Below are 22,966 nucleotides of genomic sequence, written 5' to 3'. Positions count from 1 at the left end.
TACGCTAAGGTTAGCGTAGCTCAACAGGTACGGCAAATACGATGTTTTCTTCTTCGCCAGGGTTTTCAATAACCTGTTTACCACCTAATTCTTTCAGGCGATTAATCACTTGTTGAACGAGCACTTCTGGCGCCGATGCACCCGCAGTAACACCAACAGCTTGGGCGTTAGCAAACCAGTGTTCTTCAACATTGCTTGCATCATCAATTAAATAAGCAACAGTGCCCATTTTATCTGCAAGTTCGCGTAAACGATTTGAGTTTGAGCTATTTTTAGCACCAACAACAAGTAGCACATCAACTTTATCTGCTAAATCGCGTACCGCATCTTGCCGATTTTGCGTGGCATAACAAATATCATCTTTACGTGGGCCATCAATTGCTGGAAACTTAGTTCTTAAGCCATCAATAACGTCAGCAGTATCATCAACTGATAGCGTAGTTTGGCTACAATAAAATAAGTTATTAGGATTTTTAACATTTAACTTGGCAACATCCTCAGGGGTTTCGACTAAATAGATACCGCCTTTAGGATTATTATATTGCCCCATAGTCCCTTCCACTTCAGGATGACCATGATGGCCAATTAAAATGCACTCAATGCCTTTACGACTAGCTCGAGTGACTTCCATATGGACTTTAGTTACTAATGGGCAAGTAGCATCAAACACTTTAAGCTCTCGGCGCTTTGCTTCACTGCGCACGGCTTGCGATACACCATGCGCACTAAAGATGACAATGCTATCGTCTGGTACTTGGTCTAGCTCTTCAACGAATACCGCACCACGTCTTTTTAAACCATCCACTACATAACGGTTATGTACCACTTCATGGCGTACATAAATTGGTTTTTCAAAGATATCTAACGCACGCTCAACGATGCTGATCGCACGGTCTACCCCCGCACAAAAACCACGCGGGTTTGCCAATAAAATATCCATTAGCCATTTACCTCTAAAATATCAACTTCAAAGGTTAAGCGCTGACCTGCAAGCGGATGATTAAAGTCAATCGTCACAGACTCACCTTGTACTTCACGGACAACGCCCGGTAATTCAGTGCCGTCAGGTTGCGTAAATGCAATGATTGAACCAATTGTTGCAGGTGTTTCTGGGCCAAACTTACTGCGCTCTACATAGTAAATGTTATCTGGATTTGGTTGGCCAAATGCATCTTCTGGCTCAAGCTCAAATGACTTACTGTCACCGGGTGCTAAGCCAAATAAACACTTTTCAAAGTTAGCAGTTAAACTGCCATCACCCATAGTTAATTTAGCAGGCTTATTGTGTACTTTGGTAGAGTCAGCTGCTGAGCCATCCGATAACTTAATTGAAAAATGAAAAATAACTTCTGATTTTTCACCGATAACCACTTGGCTCATACTTTTTGCTCCTTTGGGCTTTCGCCTGTAAAGGCATCAAATAATAATAATGCAGCACCAATACAAATAGCACTGTCGGCAATATTGAATGCTGGAAAATGCCAATTGTTATAGTGCACATGTAGAAAATCAATAACATAACCATAGCTAATACGGTCATATAGATTACCAATTGCACCCGCCAGTACCAGTGAGTAAGCGCCACAAAGCACTTTATTCGTTGCCGGTAAACGTTTTAGCCACCAAATCAACAATACGCTGATTGATACTGCAATAATGCTTAAAAACCAGCGCTGCCAACCACCCGCTTCACTTAAAAAGCTAAATGCAGCTCCATAGTTGTGCACGTAAGTAAGATTAAAAAACGGCAAAATATCAATTGAATCACGTAAGTTCATGGTATTTACAACCAGTGTTTTTGTAGCAAAGTCTACTACTAACAGTAATAGACTTAACCATAGCCACACTAAACCACTTTTTTGGGCTAGTTTGCTCACTAAATACTCCTATGCGAACTGACGCGTCTCGCCTTCGCCATCAACGTTACTCACGCAACGACCACAAATCTCTTCATGAGCAGGGTTTGAGCCCACATCATCACAGTAATGCCAACAACGCTCACACTTTTGAGCATCAGTTGCTGATACTGCAATATACAAGCCTTCAATCTCTGTAGATTGGGTGCCCTCTGGCTGTGCATCAACCGCCGTTACAGTCACTTTAGAGGTTAAAAATACAAAACGTAATTCATCGCCCAGAGCGGCTAATTTCGCAGCAAGATCAGCATTAGCATAAAGCGCTACATTGGCTTGCAGTGTTGCACCAATTACATCTTCTTTACGTGCCCCTTCAAGCACGCGATTTACTTCATCACGCACGTTTAGAATAGTTAACCAGTCATCATTACTAAACTGACCTTCGCTTACGGCTTTTAAGCCATCATACCAAACTGATGTGAATACGTACTGATCACGTTCACCCGGTAAGGCCTGCCAAATTTCCTGCGCCGTAAAGCTCATAATTGGCGCCATCCAACGCGTCATCGCCTCAGCAATATGATACAAGGCAGTTTGACAAGAACGACGAGCATGACTGTCACTTTTAGCTGTGTACTGACGGTCTTTAATAACGTCTAAGTAGAATGAGCCCAGCTCACCTGTGCAGAAATTCATTAGCTTTTGCGTTACTTGCAGCATTTGATAGCTTTCATAAGCCGCTAAGATTTCATCTTGCAGTTGCGCTGCTCGGCCTACAATCCAACGATCCAATTCAACCATATCGTCAATAGCGACTTGATCTGTCTTAGGATCAAAACCACTTAGATTAGCTAATAAATAACGACTGGTATTACGAATACGACGGTAGCGATCCGCTGAACGGTTGAAGATTTCATCCGATACAGTCATCTCTGCCGTGTAATCAGTTGACGCAACCCATAAACGTAAGATATCAGCACCGAGTTTGTTCATCACATTTTGCGGTGAAATAACGTTACCTAGCGATTTTGACATCTTGCGGCCGTTTTCATCCACAGTGAAACCATGGGTTAACACTTGACGATAAGGCGCATGGCCATTAATTGCCACTGATGTCATCATTGATGACATAAACCAACCACGGTGTTGATCAGACCCTTCAAGGTATAGATCAGCAGGACCAACTAAGTCTTCACGAGCATCAACCACACACGCATGGGTCACCCCCGAATCAAACCATACATCTAAAGTGTCTTGCACTTTCATGTATTGCTGCGCATCAGCTTCACCAAGTAGCGTTGCAGGCTCTAAATCATACCATGCTTGAATACCTGATTTTTCAACCAGTTGAGCTGCTTTTTCAATGAGTTCTTGCGTATTAGGATGTAAAGCACCGGTGTCTTTATCAACGAATAAAGCAATCGGTACACCCCATGTACGTTGGCGTGAGATACACCAATCAGGGCGTCCTTCAACCATGTTGGCAATGCGGCTTTCGCCCCACTCAGGCAACCACTGGGTGTTTTTGATCTCTTTTAATGAGTCTTGACGCAAATTAGCCTGATCCATGCTGACAAACCATTGCGGTGTAGCGCGGAAGATAATTGGCGTTTTATGGCGCCAACAATGTGGGTAACTATGCGTTAGCGCATGATGATGCATAAGCGCATTACGCTCAATAAGCACCTCAACAACACTGGCATTGGCTTTAAATACGTGTTGTCCTGCGAACAATTCTGTATCCGGTAAATACACACCATTTGCGCCAACTGGGTTAGCTACTTCTAAGCCATATTGTAAGCCAGCTACAAAGTCTTCTTGACCATGCCCTGGTGCTGTATGCACGATACCAGTACCTGAGTCTGTCGTAACGTGTTCAGCAACAATCACTGGCACATTGAAGTCATAAAACGGGTGTGCGACTTGTAAATTTTCAAGTGCTGCGCCGGTTACATAACCTAATACATGGTAGTGGTTAAAACCATAACGATCCATGGCGTCTTTAACCAGCTCTGAACCTAAAATCAAACGCTGCTGTGCACCTTCGTCATCAACTTGTACTAAGGCATATTCTAAATCAGCATGCACAGCCACCGCGCGGTTAGCAGGCAGTGTCCATGGTGTGGTGGTCCAGATCACAGTACTTACGGTGCCAGTACCCTCATGATCCGCTTTTAAATCAAACGCACTAACAACAGCCGCCTGATCAACAAATTCAAAACGTACGTCAATCGCTGGTGACTGTTTATCTTGGTATTCGACTTCTGCTTCAGCTAATGCTGAACCACAATCAGTACACCAATGCACAGGTTTTGCACCTTTGTGCAGATGGCCTTTTTCAATGATGCGACCAAGTACACGAATTGCATTCGCTTCAAAGTCAAAGTTCATGGTTAAGTAAGGCTTATCCCAATCAGCAAACACACCTAAGCGTTTAAAATCAACTTTTTGGCCTTCGACTTGTTTTTTAGCGTAAGCACGACACTTTTCACGAAATTCAGCTGCGGTTACTTTAACACCAGGTTTGCCTACTTTTTTCTCTACCATTAATTCAATTGGTAGACCATGACAATCCCAACCTGGTACATACGGCGCATCAAAATCAGATAAAGTTTTTGATTTAACAATAATATCTTTTAGAATTTTATTTACTGAATGGCCTAAATGGATATCGCCATTTGCATACGGAGGGCCGTCATGCAAAATAAAGGTTTTTTTACCTTTTTTAGCGTTGCGAATTTGACCATATAGATCGTCTTCATACCATGTTTTAAGCATTTTTGGCTCACGTTGTGCCAAATTGCCGCGCATTGGAAATTCTGTTTCCGGTAAATTCAAAGTATGCTTGTAGTCGCTCATTAATCCTAGTTTCCGTATCGGCTACCTAATTTAAACCAAAACACTGTTTAGCGGCAGCAACATCAGTTGCTATTTGTGCCGTCAATTGTGTTAATGTCTCGAATTTTTTCTCATCGCGAAGTTTTTCAATCAACTCCACGTGCATAAACTGTCCGTAAATATCTTGCGCAAAGTCAAATAAATGAACTTCTAATAATGCGCGTGTTCCATTAAATGTGGGTTTGTTGCCAATATTTGCAACCCCATACACTGTTTTATCGTTTAATGTTACTTGTACCGCAAAGACCCCATTTACAGGGCATACCTGACGCTTTAACGCGATATTTGCAGTACGAAAACCCAGTTCTCGGCCACGCTTCCAGCCATGGATCACTCGCCCTGATATTGTATAGTCATGGCCAAGCATTGCTTTGGCTTGCACTAACTGACCGTCAGCGAGTGCTTGGCGGATCAAAGTGCTGCTTACTCTAGCATTTAATTGTCGAAAACTCGCAGTGCTTTTTACATCCATTTGTACCGCTTGGCCCATCTTAGCAAGCAAACTAAAGTCCCCTTGCCGCCTTTTGCCAAAACGAAAATCGTCCCCAACCGTTAATGCTTTAACGCCAAGTTTATTGATCAATATCTCTGTCACAAATTGCTCAGCCTGCATATTGGCAAATTGTTGATTAAAGCTAATGCAAATAACACGCTCTACACCTAACTTAGCTAATAAACGTAGCTTGTCACGAAGTCGTGTTAGTCGAGCTGGAGCATTGTCTTTTGCAAAAAACTCTTGCGGTTGCGGCTCAAATAACATTACCGTGCTAGGTAGGTTATATTTTTTAGCGTCATTGAGTAACCCATTCAGTACTTCAGCATGACCTAAATGCACGCCATCAAAATTACCAATGGTCAACACGCAACCATAATGCTGCGTACGTATATTGTGAATACCTCTAATTAACTCCATGCCACCTAATGCCTTAATGAGCGTTATGTACCGAGTAAAATTTCACTTGGGTTACAGAACCACCGATTATACCCAAACCACCTCAAGATGCGAGTTTCAGTTAGTTTTTTTAGTCTGATTGAGCAGTCATTACGTTTTTTATGGTATTTAGTCGTACACCAAGTAAAAATAATGCCAAAAAGTACACTACACCAGCAAGGGCAAGTAATCCCATAAGTAAAACAACTTGCTCACTAAAATGCCATTGCTGCCATAAAAATTGTGTTGCGACATACCAAACAGTAGTGCCCATGAGTAAAGCCGCTGCCACACACTTGCCAGTAAACAGCAAACTAAAACGCGAAAATGTATAGACTTGCTCTTTGTTTAACTGGCGATATAACAAATATGCATTACAACTGGCCGACATTGATGTTGCCAGTGCTAAACCCAAATAACCAATAAAGGGCGCTAACATAATGTTAAACACCATATTGAGTATCAAAGTAATAATACCTATGCGTACTGGTGTTTTAGTGTCTTGGCGTGCATAAAAACCAGGCGCTAATACCTTGATCAGCATAAAACTGACTAACCCCACCGAATATGCCATAACGCCAAAACTGACCGCCTGAACATGGTCAATATCGCCATCTTTGAATGCGCCATGATCAAATAACACAGAGATAATTAACGGGCTTATGATCATTAAGCCGACCATTGCAGGCAACCCTAAAAAGATCACAAAGCGCACCCCCCAGTCTAAAGTGTGCTGAAAATCGCTACTTTTTTTACTGCTGTGTAATTTTGATAATGCCGGCAAAATCACCGTCGCAATGCCAATACCAAATAAACCCAGCGGAAATTCGATTAATCGATCAGAGTAATACAACCAGGCAATTGATCCCGTCATCAGCAATGAGGCAATCATAGTATCAAGCAACAGATTAATTTGACTAATCGACACCCCAAATAATGCGGGCAACATGAGCTTGCGCACTTTTTTAACATTGTCATCTTGCCATGCCCAGCGAGGTTTACTGAGCATTTTTGCACGATACAAAAACGGTAATTGAAACAATAGCTGCACGACACCACCGATAAATACACCGATAGCAAGTGCGTATGCACCCACTGAAAATTTATCATGTAAGAATATGGCACAGGTTATAATCGAAATATTAAGTAAAACGGGCGTGAATGCAGCCACCGCAAAGCGATTATAAACATTCATCACCGCCCCACTGAGCGCCACAAGGCTTACAAAAAATAAATACGGGAACGTTAATTTAAGTAAGCTGCTGGCTAACTCAAACTTTTCGCTGTCTGGTCCACCTTGCCACCATTCAATAAACCAACCTGTACCAAACAATGCTGCTATAACGGGCGATGCAATCACCCCAATGAGGGTAACAACCAGTAAGATAGTTCCTAATGTCCCAGCTGCTTGAGCAACAAACAATCTAACTTTATCGTCGCCTTGCTGTTCTTTGATTTCTGACAATACTGGCACAAATGCTTGTGCAAATGCACCTTCAGCAAATAGGCGGCGTAAAAAATTTGGAATTCGATTAGCAAATAAAAAAACATCTGCCGCTGCACTTGCACCGAGTAAATTGGCGACCACAGCATCTCGTACTAACCCTAAAATACGCGATATCATTGTCATACAACTGACAATCATACCAGAACGAAATAATCCTTTAGCCACTTTAAACCTGCTTTAAAACCAATGATAAAGGGGATTATGCCACAGTCTTTTTTATAAATCGCTCTAAAGCACTAGGCTGAACTCACCGCCTTTGTTACAATAGCGTTATTAACTGCTAAAGCGGCAAATTGATGTTCGTTATATAGGAGCAGTTTTTCTTGTTATGTCAATTTTTTATTGACATTCATGATAAAAACAGGCATATTCCACGGCCTTTAAATTAAGCTTATTTTAAGATTGTTAGGAGCAAACCTTGGCTAACATCAAGTCTGCAAAAAAACGCGCTATCACTAGCGAAAAAAACCGTCAGCATAACGCAAGCCGTCGTTCAATGATGCGTACATACTTCAAGAAAGTAGTTGTTGCTATTGAAGCGGGCGACAAGGAAGCTGCACAGCAAGCTTTCGCAGTTGCTACACCTATTTTAGACCGTTATGCAACTAAAGGTCTAATCCACAAAAACAAAGCAGCTCGTCATAAGAGCCGTTTAGCAGCTAAGATTAAAGCGCTATAATTTGTTTTTGCTAGAATATAAAAAACCGGCCTAGGCCGGTTTTTTTATATCTGTTCTATAGCGTACTACACCACTTCTAAATCTGGGTAAAACTTTTTCAACATGGCGGCTATTTTTTTAGGTGTAAATGGCTTAACTACAAACCCTTTAGCACCTTTTTCAATGGCATCTTTAACATTCTCAACAGTTGAGTGAGCCGACACCATCACAACGTTAGTTTCAGGGTTTATTTCATTGATTTGGGCAATAATCTCTTTCCCATCACCATCAGGCAACTCTATATCTAAAAAAATAATATTATAATCGGCCGCCTGACATGCACTAATACATTGTGCAGCTGTTGATGCTTCTTTAACATTTTCAATACCTAAGTGCATGAGTGTTTGATTTAGAAAGCTGCGCACTGTTCCCACATCATCCACTATTAAAATTGAAAGCTGCGTATTCATGGTTGATCCCCGTAGGTTATGAGCTAGGTTTAAGTTATTATACTTATTTAATTATCTCATTATAGAGAGCTCTGCTTAAAAGGCCAGATTTGCTTTATGTCGAACAATATAAAAAAACAATCCTTATTAGGGAAAGCCCCACAACGGAAAAAACCAACTGCATCAAATAACAAGCGCAAAACCTCCGCTCCAACACGCCCTGCAACAGAAGCTTCTGTTAAGTCACCTGAAGCAATTGAAGTCAAAAAAAGTCGTACAGGCCTTATCTGTGCTGCTATTGCTGTCTGCATTATTTTAATCACTCCTAAGCCCCAGCTATTAACCTACGAAAAACTAGGGCTGGTCACACAAAGTGTGTATTGGCCGGGATTATTTGGCCATGGAACGATGTTATTTGATTCACACTTACAGCCAACAGCTGATTTAGCCCGTAATAGCCTTTATTTATGCCAAAATAATAAACAACCTGATACCTGTCAGAAGTATCGAATTATCGAACAAGCAGGCTTTTTTGCAGCATTCAAAAAATTAATTTTGGATTAAAAAAACTAATCTGAAAATATAAAATTACTTGGTTGAAAGGTGCGCAAATTATCACCATAATGGCGCTCCTTTTTTCAACACATGAACAATGATACAACCATGCTAAACGAGCTAGATTGGCTTTTAAATTTTATACTGCTAGCCCTAGGATTAGGGGCGTTTTTTATCAATCAATTAACAATATTACGTGTAGCGGCGATCAGTGCCTGCGTTTTACTGTTTTTATCATTTAGCTTGGATTTAATGTCATCGAGTGTTATTTCAAACATGAGTTTAGTGTTGATCAACACGTTTTATCTGTTCAAAGTGTATACTTTTGGGCAATTGAACGTGACGCAAAATTAATATCTCTCCCAAGATAAATTTATAATACCTCACGAAGTTTGACTTTGTGGGGTATTTTTTTATGCTGAGTTTAAGTGATTTAGCTAATGAACTAAGTTAAAATTTCTAACGTATTAACTCACTTTGAGGTAGCATATGCCTTTATCTGATCTTGATTTATTTTTAACGTCCATGGAAGATGTTGTCCGTTTAGATCACGATACCATCAAACCAACACAGCGCTCTGCTCAGCCTTCTTTAGCCCAACAAGAAAAACGTAAATACGCAGAGTTAGATTTAACTATCGACGACAACTACCTACGCAGTGAATTAGTTGAGTTACTCCCTCCAGACGCACTGTTAAGTTATAAAAATGCAGGAGTACAAGAAGCCGTCTTCAAAAATCTTCGCTTGGCTAAATATCAAGTTGATGCAACCCTTGATTTACATGGCAGAGCTCTCAAAACTGCGCGCCACGCTTTATTTGAGTTTATAAACGATTGCCAGGCACGTAACATCCGTGTGGTATTGATCCGCCATGGTATTGGCTTCAAAAATAAGAAGGCGCCTGGAATATTAAAAAGTTATACCAATAAATGGCTACAGGAGATTGACTGCGTGTTAGCATTTCACAGCGCCCTAAGGCACCATGGTGGGAGTGGCGCAACCTATGCGTTAATAAAGAAAAGTGATGAGAAAAAGAATGAAAACCGGGAGCGTCACTGCAAACACTAACCCGGCGTAAATTATAAACGGTGGGTTAAATGGTATTACTCAACTTGTTGCTGCAACGCATGGGCTTGCTCATGCGCGCTGGCTTGATTAAACCACGCAGACACCCCCATTAAAATAATAGAGATCACTATAATACTGAGTTTTACGCCACCCTGCTGCTGTTTCATGGTAAACCTTATCGTTATTTTTATTATTAAGATACGTTCCTAGGTTAACTAAAATAACATATGTTAACAATGTGTAATTAGCAGTTATTTCCCCAATATTAATAACCTTTTGTTCTATCGACCTTATTATTTAGTTTATCGCCCGCTTGTAGACGTTGTACATTATCAGCAATTTGCCCGGTGACACTATTAACATCAGATAAAGCAGCACAATGAGGAGTTACTGTAATGGCCGGGTGTGACCAAAGTGGGTGTTCAACAGCTAAAGGCTCATGCTCGAATACATCTAAGGTTGCAGCACGAATAACCTGATTATCTAATGCCCAAAGTAAATCTTCTGCAACCACATGTTGTCCACGCGCAACATTAATAAGTACCGCATGAGGCGGTAATTGTGCTAATAAATCACGATTAATAAAGCCTTTCGTTTGTGCTGTAAGCGGTAACAAACACACCAAATAATCAGCTTGTGGCAACACATTCGTCAAATCATTACGATGATGAATACAATTTACGAGAGGAAAATTTTTAGGGCTTTGAGAAAATGCACTAACGCTAAAGTCATTAGCCAGTAAACGCTTTGCACAGCTTTTCCCCAGTTCACCAAAACCAAGAATAACCACATGCCGATGGTTAAAAGCACGCTTTGGCTGCCACAACATATTTTGCTGTTTAATAGAGTATTCTTTCAGCCTGAGTTTATGCGCTAAAATATGGGTAAGCACATATTCAGCCATATCTTGGGCTAAGTTTTCATCCACAATGCGTGTTACAACAACATTATCTGGGATTAAACTCATATCGATACTGTCAACGCCTGCGCCAAAAGAAGAGACGACTTTTAAGTTTGGTAGCTGCGACCACATTTGTGCAGGTGCAAGCCAAGCTATAACAAACTCAACCTCAGTTAAATTTTCACAATTAGGCCATTGTGAAATGGTTATACCTGGTAACCTAGCTGCAAGAGCTGCAATAATTTTACTGCAATCTCGCCCAGTTATTGCCACAAGAACATGCATATAGATACTTCAATAGTGATTACTTTTCCCTAGTATAACCTTAACTAAGGTTGTTTATCTAAGGACTCTTTAAACAGTCACACAACTGCAACAGAACTGTCATAGCAAACTTCTATGCTGAACACAGATTGATCGCAAGATGACGATGAGGTAATTATGATCAGTGTTGATAAAGTAATCGCAGCAAACCTGCCACAGTTAGAAAACTCACCTAAAGTAAAAGGGTTAGTAAAAAAAGGCCTAGGTTATTTACTTCATGAGCAAGAGTTTGTTGCCTTTGGTGATGCTTATCCACATCTGCAAGGAATTGAGTTTGTTGAACAAGTACTTGATGAACTCGATTTTGACACGCGTTACAAACCAAAACAAATCGAGCATATTCCCAGTGAAGGTAAACTTGTCATTGTTGCAAACCACCCTATTGGTTCATTAGATGCGTTAGCGCTAATAAAAGTATTATCGGGTGTGCGAAAAGATTTAAAAGTGGTTGCAAATCGTATGTTAATGTCCGTCACCCCCATGCATTCGTTACTATTACCAGTGGATAATTTATCTGGTACAAGTAAAAAGCAAGAATTAAGCAATATTCATCAACACCTCAGAGAAGAAGGAGCAATCCTAATTTTCCCTGCTGGGGAAGTATCACGGTTAAGTCCCACTGGTATTAAAGATTGTAAATGGAACAGCGGCTTTCTACGGATCGCAAAAAAGGCCAACTGTGCTATTTTGCCTATTTTTATTAAAGCCAAAAATAGCCCATTATTTTATGGTACATCGATGATCTACAAACCTTTAGCGAGTTTATTACTGGTTAAAGAAATGTTTAAACAGCGACAAAAATCATTAGAGTTTGAAATTGGCGCATCTATTCCGCCAGAGTCTTATTTAATTGAAAACCTGAAAGACAAAGAGATAGTAAACCTCATTCGTAAACAACTTTATTTACTTACTTCAAAAAAGACTCTACCACTGAAAACTCAAACCCCTATCGCTACCCCTGAGTGTCGCAAAGAGCTTAAAAAAGCCATTGAGCAATGCAAACAATTAGGCACTACACACGACGGAATGCAAATTTACCTTTACCAATATCAAGGGAGCTCCCCGATTTTTAGAGAGTTAGGCCGCTTGCGAGAGATCTCTTTTCGTACCGTTGGAGAGGGCAGTGGCAAACGCCGCGATATCGACAAATACGATATGGATTATCAACACTTAGTATTATGGGACAGTAGTCAACTGGAACTGGTGGGCGCTTATCGATTAGCCTGTGCGCAAGAAATTATCAACAAACATGGCCGTAAAGGTTTATACACTGACAGTTTATTTTCATACAGCGATGAAATGACCCCCTATTTCGAAGCGGGTATTGAGCTTGGCCGCAGCTTTGTGCAGCCCAAATATTGGGGCCGTAAAAGCCTTGATTATTTATGGTATGGCATCGGTGCATTTGTGAAAAACTACCCACAATATCGCTATTTGTACGGTGCAGTGAGTGTATCAAACGCCCTACCGGAACAAGCCAAAGCACTGCTAGTACACTATTATCAACATTATTATGGTGCTAAACAACAGATTGCAACGCCTAACAATGAGTTCAAGCTTACTGAGCAACAGTTAAAACAATGCCAAACCCTATTTAGCGGGGATGATGTGAAAGAAGACTTTGTCGAACTTAAACATATTCTTGCCAATATAGGTGCGCAAGTACCTACTTTATTTAAACAATATACAGAGCTGTGTGAGCCTGGGGGCGTACAATTTTTAAGTTTTAGTGTCGATCCTGAGTTTAATAATTGTATTGATGGCTTAGTACTGGTTGATCTAGAAAAAGTAAAAGAAGGTAAAGCTAAGAGATATTTAGGAAAAGAGTCAAATTAAAGCTATTAAAACACATTTGTTATTTGTGCACTTTTACAATGCTTATAGCTATGAAAAAGCTTACAAGCAGCACAGCATTTTTTGCATTAAAAATGCCTCTTTTCCATAGCTATTACTAATCTTCTGATCAACAATTACAAACCCTAGCCGCCGCCAAAACCCCGCTGAATTTTGTAAAGCCACTAGCCTGATCTGCTGATATGCAGACAATAACGCATGCTGCTGTAAATGTTGATACATAGCAGTAGCAACACCTTTACCTAAAGCACTCTCAGCGACAGCTATGTCATGAAGGAACAAGATACTCGCCGGTATTTCATTTGGTAATGGCTGGAATAATTTTGGCGGTGCTTCACTATGCCAAGCATGTGCTAATAAATAACCAAGTATGTTTTCACCTTGCTGGTAGACAAAGCAACTTTCTGGCGATCTAGTCCACTTACTTTTCAGTACAGTTAAACTTTCGGGTTCAACACTTAAATATGCCTGCGCTTGAATTTTTAATACTGCAGGCCAAGAGTCATTATCAATTAATTTTATTGCCATCTTAATCGACCTTTACAACTATACAGATGGTTTGATTACAAAGCCTTTCTCAATACCTGCTTGCAACCCAACAGACTCGTATAAAGCATGCGCAGCAGTAAGTTTTTCACCTGATAACAACATTACCTTACAGCAATTATGTTCCCATGCTGTATTTATTGCGTATTCTAATACTTGACGACTTAATCCTTGTCTACGAAACTGGGCCGTGGTGATAACATGTTCTATCATTGCAAAGGGCCTTGCGCCATTTGCGATGCTTTTATTAATCGTTAGGGCACATGTTGAAACAAGCTCACCAGCGATATCTGCAACTATCAAAAAAGTTTGTGGATCGTCGAGCATTGAAGCCCATATTTGATGAGCTAAGTTGCCTTCTAATTCAGGATCTGATGGACGTAGCTCTTTATATAACTTTAATACTGCCGTTAAATCATCTTTTTTAGCCTCTCTTATCATTAATTTAGTATTCCTTAAATTAGGTTAGGCGTTTACATTAAAAGCCACTGCAAAAAGTAGTACCTAAAATATACTTTAATGTGTAATAACACCACTGATAAGATACTTTACTGAACAAATAATTATACATAGCATGCATGAGATAAATTCTTTTCGACTATTCGATCTCTCTTAAATTAACAATAAATAGTTGCTCAAGTAAACGCGTATAGATCTGCTCAATTTTCAGCAAATCATCTATTGGAAGATGTTCGTTGACCTGATGAATGGTGTTATTTCTCACACCGCATTCAATCACTTGGGTGTAATCATTAGCAAAAAATCGACCATCAGATGTACCGCCACTGGTACTTAATACAGGGTAACTTCCCGTTACAGCAAAAACCGCCTGCTCTACTTTTGCTAATAAGCAATGATTGGTTTGATGACTGGTATAAAATGGTTCACAGGGGCGCTGCCATTCAATAGCTACACAGTGTTGTAAATCAGCTAACACTAATTGAATTTCATTTTTAATGTCTGCACTTTTGTAGCCATGACTATAACGAATATTAAATGTCATTTCACACAATGCCGGCACCATATTATCGACTACGTTGGCAATATTAATTCCGGTGATTTGCAAACTCGTATGTGAACTTGGCTCGTCACGCTGCCAAGTTATGTTAGTTAAGCGTTTGACTATTTCTGCACTGAGGTGCGCAGCATTTAGGGTATTTTCTGGATAAGCAACATGCCCTGCTTTGCCGTTGATAATTAACCGTGCCGAAAGTGCCCCTCTGCGGCCATTTTTAATGGTATCACCCACCTGTAAATGGCTGGTTGGTTCACCGATGATACATCCATCTAATTGCACTCTTTGTTGCGCTAAGCGCTGTGCGATTAACAGTGAGCCATATTCAGCTTCACCTTCTTCATCTGAGGTGATCAGCCAATAAAAAGTACCGTGTTTATTTGCAACATGGCTGATCAAAGAGCGACTAGCTGATAGCATTGCAGCAACGCCCCCTTTCATATCGGCAGCACCACGGCCATAGATGGCATCATCAATAATCGCCCCGGAAAAAGGCTCTGCACGCCACTTTCCATGCGTAGCTGGCACAACATCAATATGCCCTGAAAAAGCGTAGCTAGGTCCATCGCCAAAGCTAACTTTAGCTATCAAGTTAGTTACATTATTAAAGGTAAATTGCTCACAGTTAAAACCAAGTGAACTTAACTGCGTACTTAGCCAATCTATAGCGCCAGCTTGTAAAGGTGTGACTGACTTAAATTTGATCAGCGTTTGCAAGTCTTCAACCACGGTATTACTTTGGGTTGCTTGAGAACAGATGCGGGCATGGGCTGCGAAGGTCATAATAAATACCCCTAATTAATATAGAATATATTCATTACAACCTGCGATTATGACCGCTTAATGACTACCTTCTTCGATAAAGGCTTCTTGGCTAACTTTAGCGATGTCTTTGTCGTCCTTGGTGAGTTTTGTTTGTTGCCAACGACCACGAACAAACCACAAATATGAGACGACCGCTACCAGTACATTGGTTACAGCAAACGAGTACCAAATTCCTTGATCGCCAAGTGGCGTGTGTTTTGACAAAATATAGGCTGCAGGAAATTGCACCACACATTGAGAAAACAGCGCTAATAACATCGCATTGAGCATATTGCCCGATGCACGAAATGCAGCCACCACACATAGCTGCACACCAATACCGCCCCACGTTAAGCACATTATACGAATAAATTGTGCCCCCTTATTGATCACAGCTTGATCATCAGGGATAAAAAATGCCACTAAGTAAGGTGCAAATAGATAGGCTAGTACTCCAATCAAAGAGAGCCCACATAACCCCCAGAGCACCGCCAACTTGGTAATTTGCTCTGCCCGTTGTGGATTACCAGCGCCCATGTTTTGCCCAACGAGTGTAGATACGGCCATAGAAAGCCCCATTGCAGGGATCATTACCATTTGTAATATATTGGAGCCAACGCCATAAGAGGCAATGGTTTGAGTACCAAAACTAGCGACCAAGAAAGACATAATTATAAGACCAAACGCCCGCGCAGAAAGCTCAACAGAGCCCGGAGCACCTAAAAAAAACGCTTGTTTTATATAGCTATAATCTGGTGCGAAACTTGATAACTTAAGCTTAATTCCGTGACGGCCACGTAAAAAGATTACAATCCCTGCAATTGCAGCTAAACTTTGCGTCACTAAGGTTGCCAGTGCAGCCCCCATCACCCCTAAGCCTTCAAAACTGCCATAGCCGAAGATGAATAACGGATCGAGTAAAAAATTCAACAACACAGTTACTGTAACAATGATCAAAGGAACTTTAGTTTGCCCAATACCACGCATTAAGGCCTGAAACATGGCATAAATAAATACAAACACCACGCCTACAAACGACACATGCATAAATTTTAAAGCATCATTATAAACCGCATCTTCAACACCTAATAAATGTAAAAAGTAAGGTGATAATAAGTAACCTAGTATGCCTAATACTATCGCTGTTACCGTGACCATTAACACCGTTTGCGCGGCGACATGGTTCACCTTATCTTGTTGGCCGGCTCCCATATATTGCGCAGATAAAATAGCCCCAGCCATCGCAAGTCCGGAGCCAATAGCAATAACTAAAAATGTTACGGGCATACTAACCGACACAGCTGCAACTTGTGCAGCACCTAAGCGGCCGACCCAAAATGCATCCGTTAGTTGATAAGCTGATTGCAAGATATTAATAAGAATAATAGGAACAGCAAGTTTTAACAGCGCTTTACTAATAGAGCCATTAAGAAAAAGTGCGTTAGTTTGATTCATAGTACCCCTTTGTCTATGGCTGCCTATTATAGCTTAAAATCATGAGTTATTGATGAACAAATACGCGTCAATACTTTTTAAGTACAACCGAGTAAAACTTTAATCTAAATCAAAATATTAAATAACACTGTTTTACAGCTTTATAAAGCTTGATCTAGAACATCTTTTTGTTTTGAGATTCATTGATAATAGCGTCAATTCAAAAAATAGAGTTCCCGGAGAACAGCATGAAAAAACAACTTAGCGCAGCGTTATTTACTTCACTTTTAATCGCTTCTCCTTTTGCCAGTGCAAACTTTAGCGTAAATGTAGGTGCTATAAGTGTTGACCCTGACAACAGTAGTTCAGCAATAAATGAAGCACCTACGCTTGGCTTAAAAGGCGGTGCTGATACACAGCTTGGTATAACCATTGATTATGCTTTTGATGACAACTGGGTGCTTGAACTGGTTGCAGCAACACCATTTGACCATAATGTTAATGGTACCGGTGGTTTAGCAGGTAACAAGATAGCAGATATCAAACAGTTACCCCCTACACTATTTGCCCAATATCACTTTTTCGATAGCAGCGATGCATTTCGCCCATTTGTTGGTGTAGGTATAAACTATACTGTATTTTTTGATGAGCAACCAACAGATGCACTCAAAGCAACATTAGGTACTGATGACGTAGAAGTTAAATTGGATGATTCATTCGGTTTTGCAGCGCAAGCAGGCTTTAACTATATGATGAATGAAAACTGGGGAGTCCATGCAATGGTTTCAGTGATCGATATTGAAAGCGATGCTGCGGTATACGCTGATGGAGTAAAAGCATTAACATCAACCGTGAAAATTGACCCCGTGGTTGCCATGTTAGGGATAAAATACGCTTTTTAAGTCGTTAACATAAAAGGCTCAGAGGCCTTTTATGTCAAACCCACCTTAGCTGGGAAGATTTGTTATTTTTTTCTGCTCTAACATTTCTTTCCAGTGCATTACCTCTGGTGGCAAAATTGGCGCAACGCCATCAAAGTTAGCGGCCTCTAACATTTCTTCTATGCTCACCACACCACGCTTACGTTTAAATACCCCTCTCACATACGCAATCGCATGTAGGCCGCGCGCTGAGTGAAATTTTTGCTCGATATAAAAGTATTTATGGTCCCAGCCAACCAAACGAGTACTAATCGTGTAACGCTGCATGGGCTTAATATCGCGAATATAGGTAATCGCCGTGGCGTTCACAATAGGAAACCAGCGCTTTTTCATAATTGTGCTGAGTAAACCAACACGCTCAGTCATCCAAGTGCGCGCTAAATCCATCATCGCCAAGTAACGGGAATTGGTCAGGTGCAAATTAATATCACAATCACTCGGTAGCGCTTTATATTCAATATCAACTGTGTCTAACAGTGATTGATAATCACGGTTGCGTTTGATTTTAAAAAACAATAGTAAAAGGCGAAAATATAAGTTCACAATAAAGGTCTTACCAGTTAACAATAAACTGAGTGTAGCATAGCGTATTGCATTGGAGAATATTCTGCTCTAATCTCACAGTTCATAATCATAAAAAAAGTAGCAATAATAATGAACAAAGTTATTTTCTCTTTTGGTTTTTTGCTAATACTGTGCTGCAACAGCGCGTGGGCTGACTTTAACTACCCCGGCACAGGCACAATCAGTTACCCAACGGGGGCTGAAAAACCATTTGAATTTGGTTTTAATTGGCAACAAGCTGACGAACAATTTACCATCGGCAGCAAAACCTATGCAATGGCATTACCGGAATCTTATTCTATTGCAATAACCCTCGCTAAAGATGATCAACAAGTCTGGGTGCAAGAGTTTAATAATGGTTTTTTTGAAGGTTTTACTTGGCACATTGGTGAGCACACTATCAAGTTAGAAAAACGCCAGTTCAAAGAACCTGTAAAAGGAGATTATGTGATTAGCCTAGATAATAAAGACTACTTTTTCGCCCGCAATAACATCAGTATCGTTATTAAATTTAATCCTGAAGGTGACGGTATTGATAATATTGCCATTGATGGTGTTACCAAAGACATGGGCACCAAGCAGTAACCCATGTCTTTAATTTAACCGCGCAGTTAAACTTTTACCGTTTTGCGATTAATGCCATAGTCGCGAAGCTTATTCGCCACGGCAGTATGGCTTAAGCCTAACCGTTTAGCTAACTGCCGAGAACTTGGATAGGCAGGGTAAAGCTTACGTAATAATGTTGCCTCAAAGCGCTTTACGGCTTGATCTAACGACCCTTCAAAATCCGATTCCAAATAGCCTAAGTCATGAGTGAATGTAGGTAATTGTAAATGTTCAACCCGCAGCTCATTATCATCTAATAAAGAAACTGCCCGATAAATCGCATTCTCTAACTGGCGCACATTACCAGGCCACGGATACTCTTGCAGAAAAGACAAACACTCTGCTGATAACTCAGGAATGGCATGACCATTTTGCTGAGCATATTTTTGAATGAAATGTTCAGCTAATGGGCCAACATCAGCTTTTCTATCTCGTAAAGGAGCGATCTCTAGAGTGAGTACATTGATACGATAATATAGATCTTCTCTAAATACGCCTTCTTGTACCATTGCTGGCAAATCCTTTTGTGTAGCAGCAATAATTCGCACATTTACTTTTACTTCGTTTTCATCGCCCACTTTACGAAAGGTACCGTCTTGTAAAAAGCGCAGTAACTTCGTTTGCAGTTGAGTAGACATTTCACCTACTTCGTCTAAAAATACGGTGCCGCCATCGGCTTGTTCAAGTACACCGCGTTTTGGGGCAGCATTTTCTTCATAACCTGCGTAACCAAACAACTCAGACTCAGCTACATCATCAGGCAAAGAGGCACACGATAAGGCAATAAAAGGCTTTACTGAACGGTTAGATGCATAATGGCAAGCACGTGCCAATAACTCTTTACCTGTACCTGTTTCACCAGTGATAAGAATAGGCGCTTCAAGCTGTGCCATTTTTCTCGCTTCACGCACGACTCGGCGCATTGCAGTACTAAAGTTATGGATTGTCGCAAAGCTTTCTTGTCCGTAGCGGCGAAACGCACTCACTTGCTGACCTAAACGACTTTGCGATTTGATATTGATCACCGCTCCGGCTAATACATCTCCGTCGTTTCCTTGAGGCACTGCGATCGGTAAAATATCAGCAATAAAGTCTTCCCCTGCCACTTCAACGCGGGTTGTTTGCCCTAATACTTCTTTACTCTCTAACCAACGCGTAAAGTTAAAACCTTTGAGCAAGTTATTAATATTTGAGCCAATAACTTCTTTCTCACTCAACTGTAAGTCTTTACACGCCGCATCATTGCAAAGTCTCACCCACCCTTTGGCGTCAATTGAAATAACCCCGTCAGGTAATGCCCGCAATAACGTATTAAGCTCATTATGCTCGCGCTCAGAAGGTAAAAATGCTGTGGTACGTACATCATGCACGCCATCAATTAACCGAATCGAAGGCATGATTTTTTGAAATTGCTCAAATTCTATTGGCGGAAAACTCACATACATACGACAGTTTACAGAATCGACTTCAATACCTTTAAGATCGACTTGATAGTTCACTAAAATATTGAGTATTTCTTGTGCAATACCAATACGATCTGCACAATGGATATCTAAACGCATTACACCCTCAAAAGAGAAAACCTATATGTCGCGAATAATACGCGAACTCCACTACTGAGGATAGTCTATTGTAAAGATTTTTGGACAAATGAAAAAACTATGCAATAAAAGCCTCAAATTGCTGCAAAGTAGCTATAGTTTAGTATGAATTATAAAAGAAATACTCAGATACTTGGCTAATATGATTTTGGCACAACACAAGTATAATGAAAATGTAGTATGTAATGTAACCATATTGATAATGAGGCCAATTTGAAAGTTAAAATACGCGTCCTTTTTTCTGCTCTATTGGTCTTAATTATCGTCGGCTGCAAGGTTGAAGAGCCTTATGATTCCGGTGATACACAAGCACAAAATAATGAAGCACTACAACGTGATGATTATTTAAAGCAAACCTTCAATGGTAAAATTACAATAGTTGATGAACAAGGCAATGGCGTTGCTGCATTAACCGTTAATTTTGCTGGTAAAACATACCAAACCGATGTGAATGGCGACATAAACTACTCCGCCATAATTATGGGTAATCATCGATTAATAATTGCTGATGACAATTATTTCCCTATCGCAGCGACTATTAGTGTTATTAATAATAACACGGCTCAACAGCTCACCTTGGTGCCTAAATCAAGCAATGCTGTCAGCTTACTTTTTGCTGGTGATACCATGTTTGCTCGTCGCTTTTTAGATCCTTCATTAGCAACTATGACAGCCGATATACCTGATATCGAAGGCGCGCTGATCCGCCCAGCAACTGCCGCTGAAAATGCGCAAGCCTTAACGCAATTTGTTGCGCCTTTCTTTAAAGCCGCTGATTTCGCCTCGGTAAACTTAGAAACCCCCATAACCAGCACGCCAGAGTCAGTACACCCAACTAAAGAGTTTAGCTTTTTCTCATTACCAGAGACGCTTGAAGGGATAAAGGCGATCGGAATAGATTATGTTGCGCTAGGTAATAACCACGTTTACGACTTTTTAGAAGATGGCTTAGACGATACGTTAATTGAAGTAACCAGTGCTGGGATCGCACACAGTGGCGCAGGTAAAACGATAGCGAGTGCTTATCAACCTGAATATATGGATGTAGGTACTCTAAAGCTAGGGCTATTTTCAGCAACCTCGATTACTGGTAAAGAGCATCAGGTTAGTTATGTTAGTGATGCAACTAAAGGGGGGGCTGCCGATTTAACAGAAACAGCATTAGTCGCTAATTACCTCAGCGAAGCTGCGAATAACAGTGATTATGTCATCGCCCAAATGCATGGCGGTGATGAATACACTTATGAGCCAAGTGGGTACATAGAAGGTCGCTTTAATGCGCTATCCAAACAAGAGACTAACTTATTAGTCGCGCATCACCCGCATATTGCTCAAGGGTTTGCAGTGTTTAATGACGTACCGGCTATTTTAGGACTAGGTAATTTTGTATTCGATCAAGATCGTTTAGAAACCTTACTTGGGGTTGCGGTGTTAGTGGATATAAACAAAGATGCCACCCCTATGACCTCGCGGGCATTTGCGTACCCTATTTATGTGGAAGGGTATCAACCTAAGTTTATCAATGGTTTTTTAAGTGATTATTTATCACGCCGCTTAGCTGAATTTTCTGATAACAATATTACTCTGATCCCACGTAACGGCTATGCTGATGTGCTATTTAGTAAAGATCAGGCTACAGTCACAGAACACAGTACAACCCTCACCCTCTCTGCTGGGCAAAGTATTATTGATTTACGTGACTTTGCGCCATCAACAAAAGCATTTTTATCTAAAATCGAAATCATTGATGGCACGGCCAGTGATATCACCCTAGGGCGTGATTTAATGATTTTCGGTGACTTTGAAGATTGGGATAATGATGATGAGCAGTTAGAAGTAGTGCGTTGGGATCATAGTGGTGACAGTGTTACTCCCTGTATTAGCAAAGCTCGTTCAGGACAACAAGGGCTATGCTCCTCGCGCAGCCAATTCGACAATACCCCATCATTGCTACCATTTAGACAAACCATTCGTGCTATGGAATTACCCAATGATGCCGGTTCCCTTGATGTATTTAAAGATTTCAGCTTATTTGGTTATAGCCATGCTGACAATGCAGGAAAACTGGATGTTAAACTCGTTTTTACTACTGCCGAAGATGGTCTCGAGTTTTCAACGCAACTTATTGACATTCAGCCTGCTGGAAGCCACGACTGGCACGCATTCAATTATGACTTTTCGCTACCATCCGATGAGCTCACTTTAGGCCCTAAACAATTACCAGCGCGAGGCATTAAAGTTACGTTTCGTCATTTTCCACCTAGTAGTGGTGAAGCCAGTTTAGCTTTAGATGATTTAGCCATGATCTCATGGCAGCAAAAAATAGCCTTAACTGAGGCTATGTGGCGTACAGAAAAACTCCATGGTTTTGATTTTTTACGTTTAAATTCAGTGTCTACTGCTACACTTAAGTTAACGTACAGTACTTATAATTAACCGTATTCTTTTTGGAGT

General features: G+C 40.7%; 23 protein-coding genes. 8 read left to right on the top strand and 15 right to left on the bottom strand.

What is annotated here, in order from left to right:
• Window positions 1-10 precede the first annotated feature (10 nt).
• The 6 genes from ispH to murJ form a co-directional block, all read right to left on the bottom strand.
• On the bottom strand, window positions 11-940 hold the full coding sequence (ispH, locus tag KAN5_RS02290; RefSeq protein WP_244390341.1) for a 4-hydroxy-3-methylbut-2-enyl diphosphate reductase: 930 nt from the start codon (window positions 938-940) through the stop codon (window positions 11-13).
• Window positions 940-1,380, bottom strand: a complete 441-nt coding sequence (gene fkpB / locus KAN5_RS02285) for an FKBP-type peptidyl-prolyl cis-trans isomerase (protein WP_016708902.1) — start codon at window positions 1,378-1,380, stop codon at window positions 940-942. The genes ispH and fkpB overlap by 1 nt, the downstream gene beginning before the upstream one ends.
• A complete protein-coding gene (lspA, locus tag KAN5_RS02280; protein WP_016708901.1) occupies window positions 1,377-1,877 on the bottom strand; it encodes a signal peptidase II in 501 nt (166 codons plus the stop codon). Before lspA ends, fkpB begins: the two co-directional genes overlap by 4 nt.
• A gap of 9 nt (window positions 1,878-1,886) precedes the next feature.
• On the bottom strand, window positions 1,887-4,715 hold the full coding sequence (gene ileS, locus KAN5_RS02275) for an isoleucine--tRNA ligase (protein ID WP_016708900.1): 2,829 nt from the start codon (window positions 4,713-4,715) through the stop codon (window positions 1,887-1,889).
• Window positions 4,716-4,740: 25 nt separating this feature from the next.
• A complete protein-coding gene (gene ribF / locus KAN5_RS02270) occupies window positions 4,741-5,667 on the bottom strand; it encodes a bifunctional riboflavin kinase/FAD synthetase (protein WP_244390340.1) in 927 nt (308 codons plus the stop codon).
• Between the two features lie 109 nt (window positions 5,668-5,776).
• A complete protein-coding gene (murJ, locus tag KAN5_RS02265) occupies window positions 5,777-7,315 on the bottom strand; it encodes a murein biosynthesis integral membrane protein MurJ (protein ID WP_036981033.1) in 1,539 nt (512 codons plus the stop codon).
• A gap of 295 nt (window positions 7,316-7,610) precedes the next feature.
• Between murJ and rpsT the strand changes: the two genes are divergently transcribed.
• Window positions 7,611-7,871 (top strand): 30S ribosomal protein S20, encoded by a 261-nt coding sequence (gene rpsT, locus KAN5_RS02260; protein WP_016708897.1) that lies wholly within the window; start codon window positions 7,611-7,613, stop codon window positions 7,869-7,871.
• A 65-nt stretch (window positions 7,872-7,936) separates the two neighbouring features.
• Here rpsT and KAN5_RS02255 read toward each other — a convergent pair whose 3' ends face one another.
• Complete coding sequence (locus KAN5_RS02255; RefSeq protein ID WP_016708896.1) at window positions 7,937-8,320, bottom strand: response regulator; 384 nt, start codon at window positions 8,318-8,320, stop codon at window positions 7,937-7,939.
• Between the two features lie 96 nt (window positions 8,321-8,416).
• Between KAN5_RS02255 and KAN5_RS02250 the strand changes: the two genes are divergently transcribed.
• The 3 genes from KAN5_RS02250 to smrA all read left to right on the top strand — a co-directional run bounded on the left by KAN5_RS02250 (window position 8,417) and on the right by smrA (window position 9,922).
• Window positions 8,417-8,863: a hypothetical protein gene (locus tag KAN5_RS02250; RefSeq protein ID WP_016708895.1), complete on the top strand. Its 447-nt coding sequence runs from the start codon at window positions 8,417-8,419 to the stop codon at window positions 8,861-8,863.
• A gap of 99 nt (window positions 8,864-8,962) precedes the next feature.
• Window positions 8,963-9,208 (top strand): hypothetical protein, encoded by a 246-nt coding sequence (locus tag KAN5_RS02245; protein ID WP_029216148.1) that lies wholly within the window; start codon window positions 8,963-8,965, stop codon window positions 9,206-9,208.
• A gap of 135 nt (window positions 9,209-9,343) precedes the next feature.
• A complete protein-coding gene (gene smrA / locus KAN5_RS02240; RefSeq protein ID WP_016708893.1) occupies window positions 9,344-9,922 on the top strand; it encodes a DNA endonuclease SmrA in 579 nt (192 codons plus the stop codon).
• 35 nt (window positions 9,923-9,957) lie between these two features.
• Here the strand turns inward: smrA and KAN5_RS17520 are convergent, their stop codons facing one another.
• Both KAN5_RS17520 and KAN5_RS02235 read right to left on the bottom strand, forming a co-directional pair.
• Window positions 9,958-10,089, bottom strand: coding sequence for a hypothetical protein (locus KAN5_RS17520; RefSeq protein WP_016708892.1), 132 nt, complete (start codon window positions 10,087-10,089; stop codon window positions 9,958-9,960).
• A 98-nt stretch (window positions 10,090-10,187) separates the two neighbouring features.
• Window positions 10,188-11,108 carry a glyoxylate/hydroxypyruvate reductase A gene (locus tag KAN5_RS02235; RefSeq protein ID WP_244390339.1) on the bottom strand — a complete coding sequence of 307 codons (921 nt, stop codon included), beginning with the start codon at window positions 11,106-11,108 and terminating at the stop codon, window positions 10,188-10,190.
• A gap of 156 nt (window positions 11,109-11,264) precedes the next feature.
• Between KAN5_RS02235 and KAN5_RS02230 the strand changes: the two genes are divergently transcribed.
• Window positions 11,265-12,983, top strand: coding sequence for a lysophospholipid acyltransferase family protein (locus KAN5_RS02230; protein ID WP_016708890.1), 1,719 nt, complete (start codon window positions 11,265-11,267; stop codon window positions 12,981-12,983).
• Window positions 12,984-13,043: 60 nt separating this feature from the next.
• Here the strand turns inward: KAN5_RS02230 and KAN5_RS02225 are convergent, their stop codons facing one another.
• The 4 genes from KAN5_RS02225 to KAN5_RS02210 all read right to left on the bottom strand — a co-directional run bounded on the left by KAN5_RS02225 (window position 13,044) and on the right by KAN5_RS02210 (window position 16,821).
• A complete protein-coding gene (locus tag KAN5_RS02225; RefSeq protein WP_244390338.1) occupies window positions 13,044-13,529 on the bottom strand; it encodes a GNAT family N-acetyltransferase in 486 nt (161 codons plus the stop codon).
• A gap of 18 nt (window positions 13,530-13,547) precedes the next feature.
• Window positions 13,548-13,988, bottom strand: a complete 441-nt coding sequence (locus tag KAN5_RS02220) for a GNAT family N-acetyltransferase (RefSeq protein ID WP_138554916.1) — start codon at window positions 13,986-13,988, stop codon at window positions 13,548-13,550.
• Window positions 13,989-14,145: 157 nt separating this feature from the next.
• On the bottom strand, window positions 14,146-15,345 hold the full coding sequence (gene dapE, locus KAN5_RS02215; protein ID WP_138554917.1) for a succinyl-diaminopimelate desuccinylase: 1,200 nt from the start codon (window positions 15,343-15,345) through the stop codon (window positions 14,146-14,148).
• A 57-nt stretch (window positions 15,346-15,402) separates the two neighbouring features.
• Window positions 15,403-16,821: an MATE family efflux transporter gene (locus KAN5_RS02210; RefSeq protein ID WP_244390337.1), complete on the bottom strand. Its 1,419-nt coding sequence runs from the start codon at window positions 16,819-16,821 to the stop codon at window positions 15,403-15,405.
• Window positions 16,822-17,048: 227 nt separating this feature from the next.
• On the opposite strand from KAN5_RS02210, the gene KAN5_RS02205 reads away from it, so the two are divergent.
• Entirely contained in the window at window positions 17,049-17,702 is a 654-nt protein-coding gene (locus KAN5_RS02205; protein WP_244390336.1) for an OmpW family outer membrane protein, read from the top strand.
• Window positions 17,703-17,747: 45 nt separating this feature from the next.
• Here KAN5_RS02205 and KAN5_RS02200 read toward each other — a convergent pair whose 3' ends face one another.
• Window positions 17,748-18,284 carry a thioesterase family protein gene (locus KAN5_RS02200; protein ID WP_016708884.1) on the bottom strand — a complete coding sequence of 179 codons (537 nt, stop codon included), beginning with the start codon at window positions 18,282-18,284 and terminating at the stop codon, window positions 17,748-17,750.
• Between the two features lie 111 nt (window positions 18,285-18,395).
• Here KAN5_RS02200 and KAN5_RS02195 point away from each other — a divergent pair, with 111 nt between their 5' ends.
• The gene (locus tag KAN5_RS02195) at window positions 18,396-18,890 is read left to right on the top strand and encodes a hypothetical protein (RefSeq protein WP_138554920.1); all 495 of its coding nucleotides are present in this window, start codon (window positions 18,396-18,398) and stop codon (window positions 18,888-18,890) included.
• A 26-nt stretch (window positions 18,891-18,916) separates the two neighbouring features.
• Here the strand turns inward: KAN5_RS02195 and tyrR are convergent, their stop codons facing one another.
• The gene (tyrR, locus tag KAN5_RS02190) at window positions 18,917-20,473 is read right to left on the bottom strand and encodes a transcriptional regulator TyrR (RefSeq protein WP_016708882.1); all 1,557 of its coding nucleotides are present in this window, start codon (window positions 20,471-20,473) and stop codon (window positions 18,917-18,919) included.
• A 252-nt stretch (window positions 20,474-20,725) separates the two neighbouring features.
• Here tyrR and KAN5_RS02185 point away from each other — a divergent pair, with 252 nt between their 5' ends.
• Entirely contained in the window at window positions 20,726-22,948 is a 2,223-nt protein-coding gene (locus KAN5_RS02185) for a CapA family protein (protein WP_244390335.1), read from the top strand.
• The last annotated feature ends 18 nt before the right edge of the window (window positions 22,949-22,966 follow it).

The organism is Pseudoalteromonas sp. KAN5 (genome assembly GCF_022846535.1).
Classification (GTDB): domain Bacteria; phylum Pseudomonadota; class Gammaproteobacteria; order Enterobacterales; family Alteromonadaceae; genus Pseudoalteromonas; species Pseudoalteromonas haloplanktis.
This window is presented reverse-complemented; position numbering and strand designations above follow the sequence as displayed.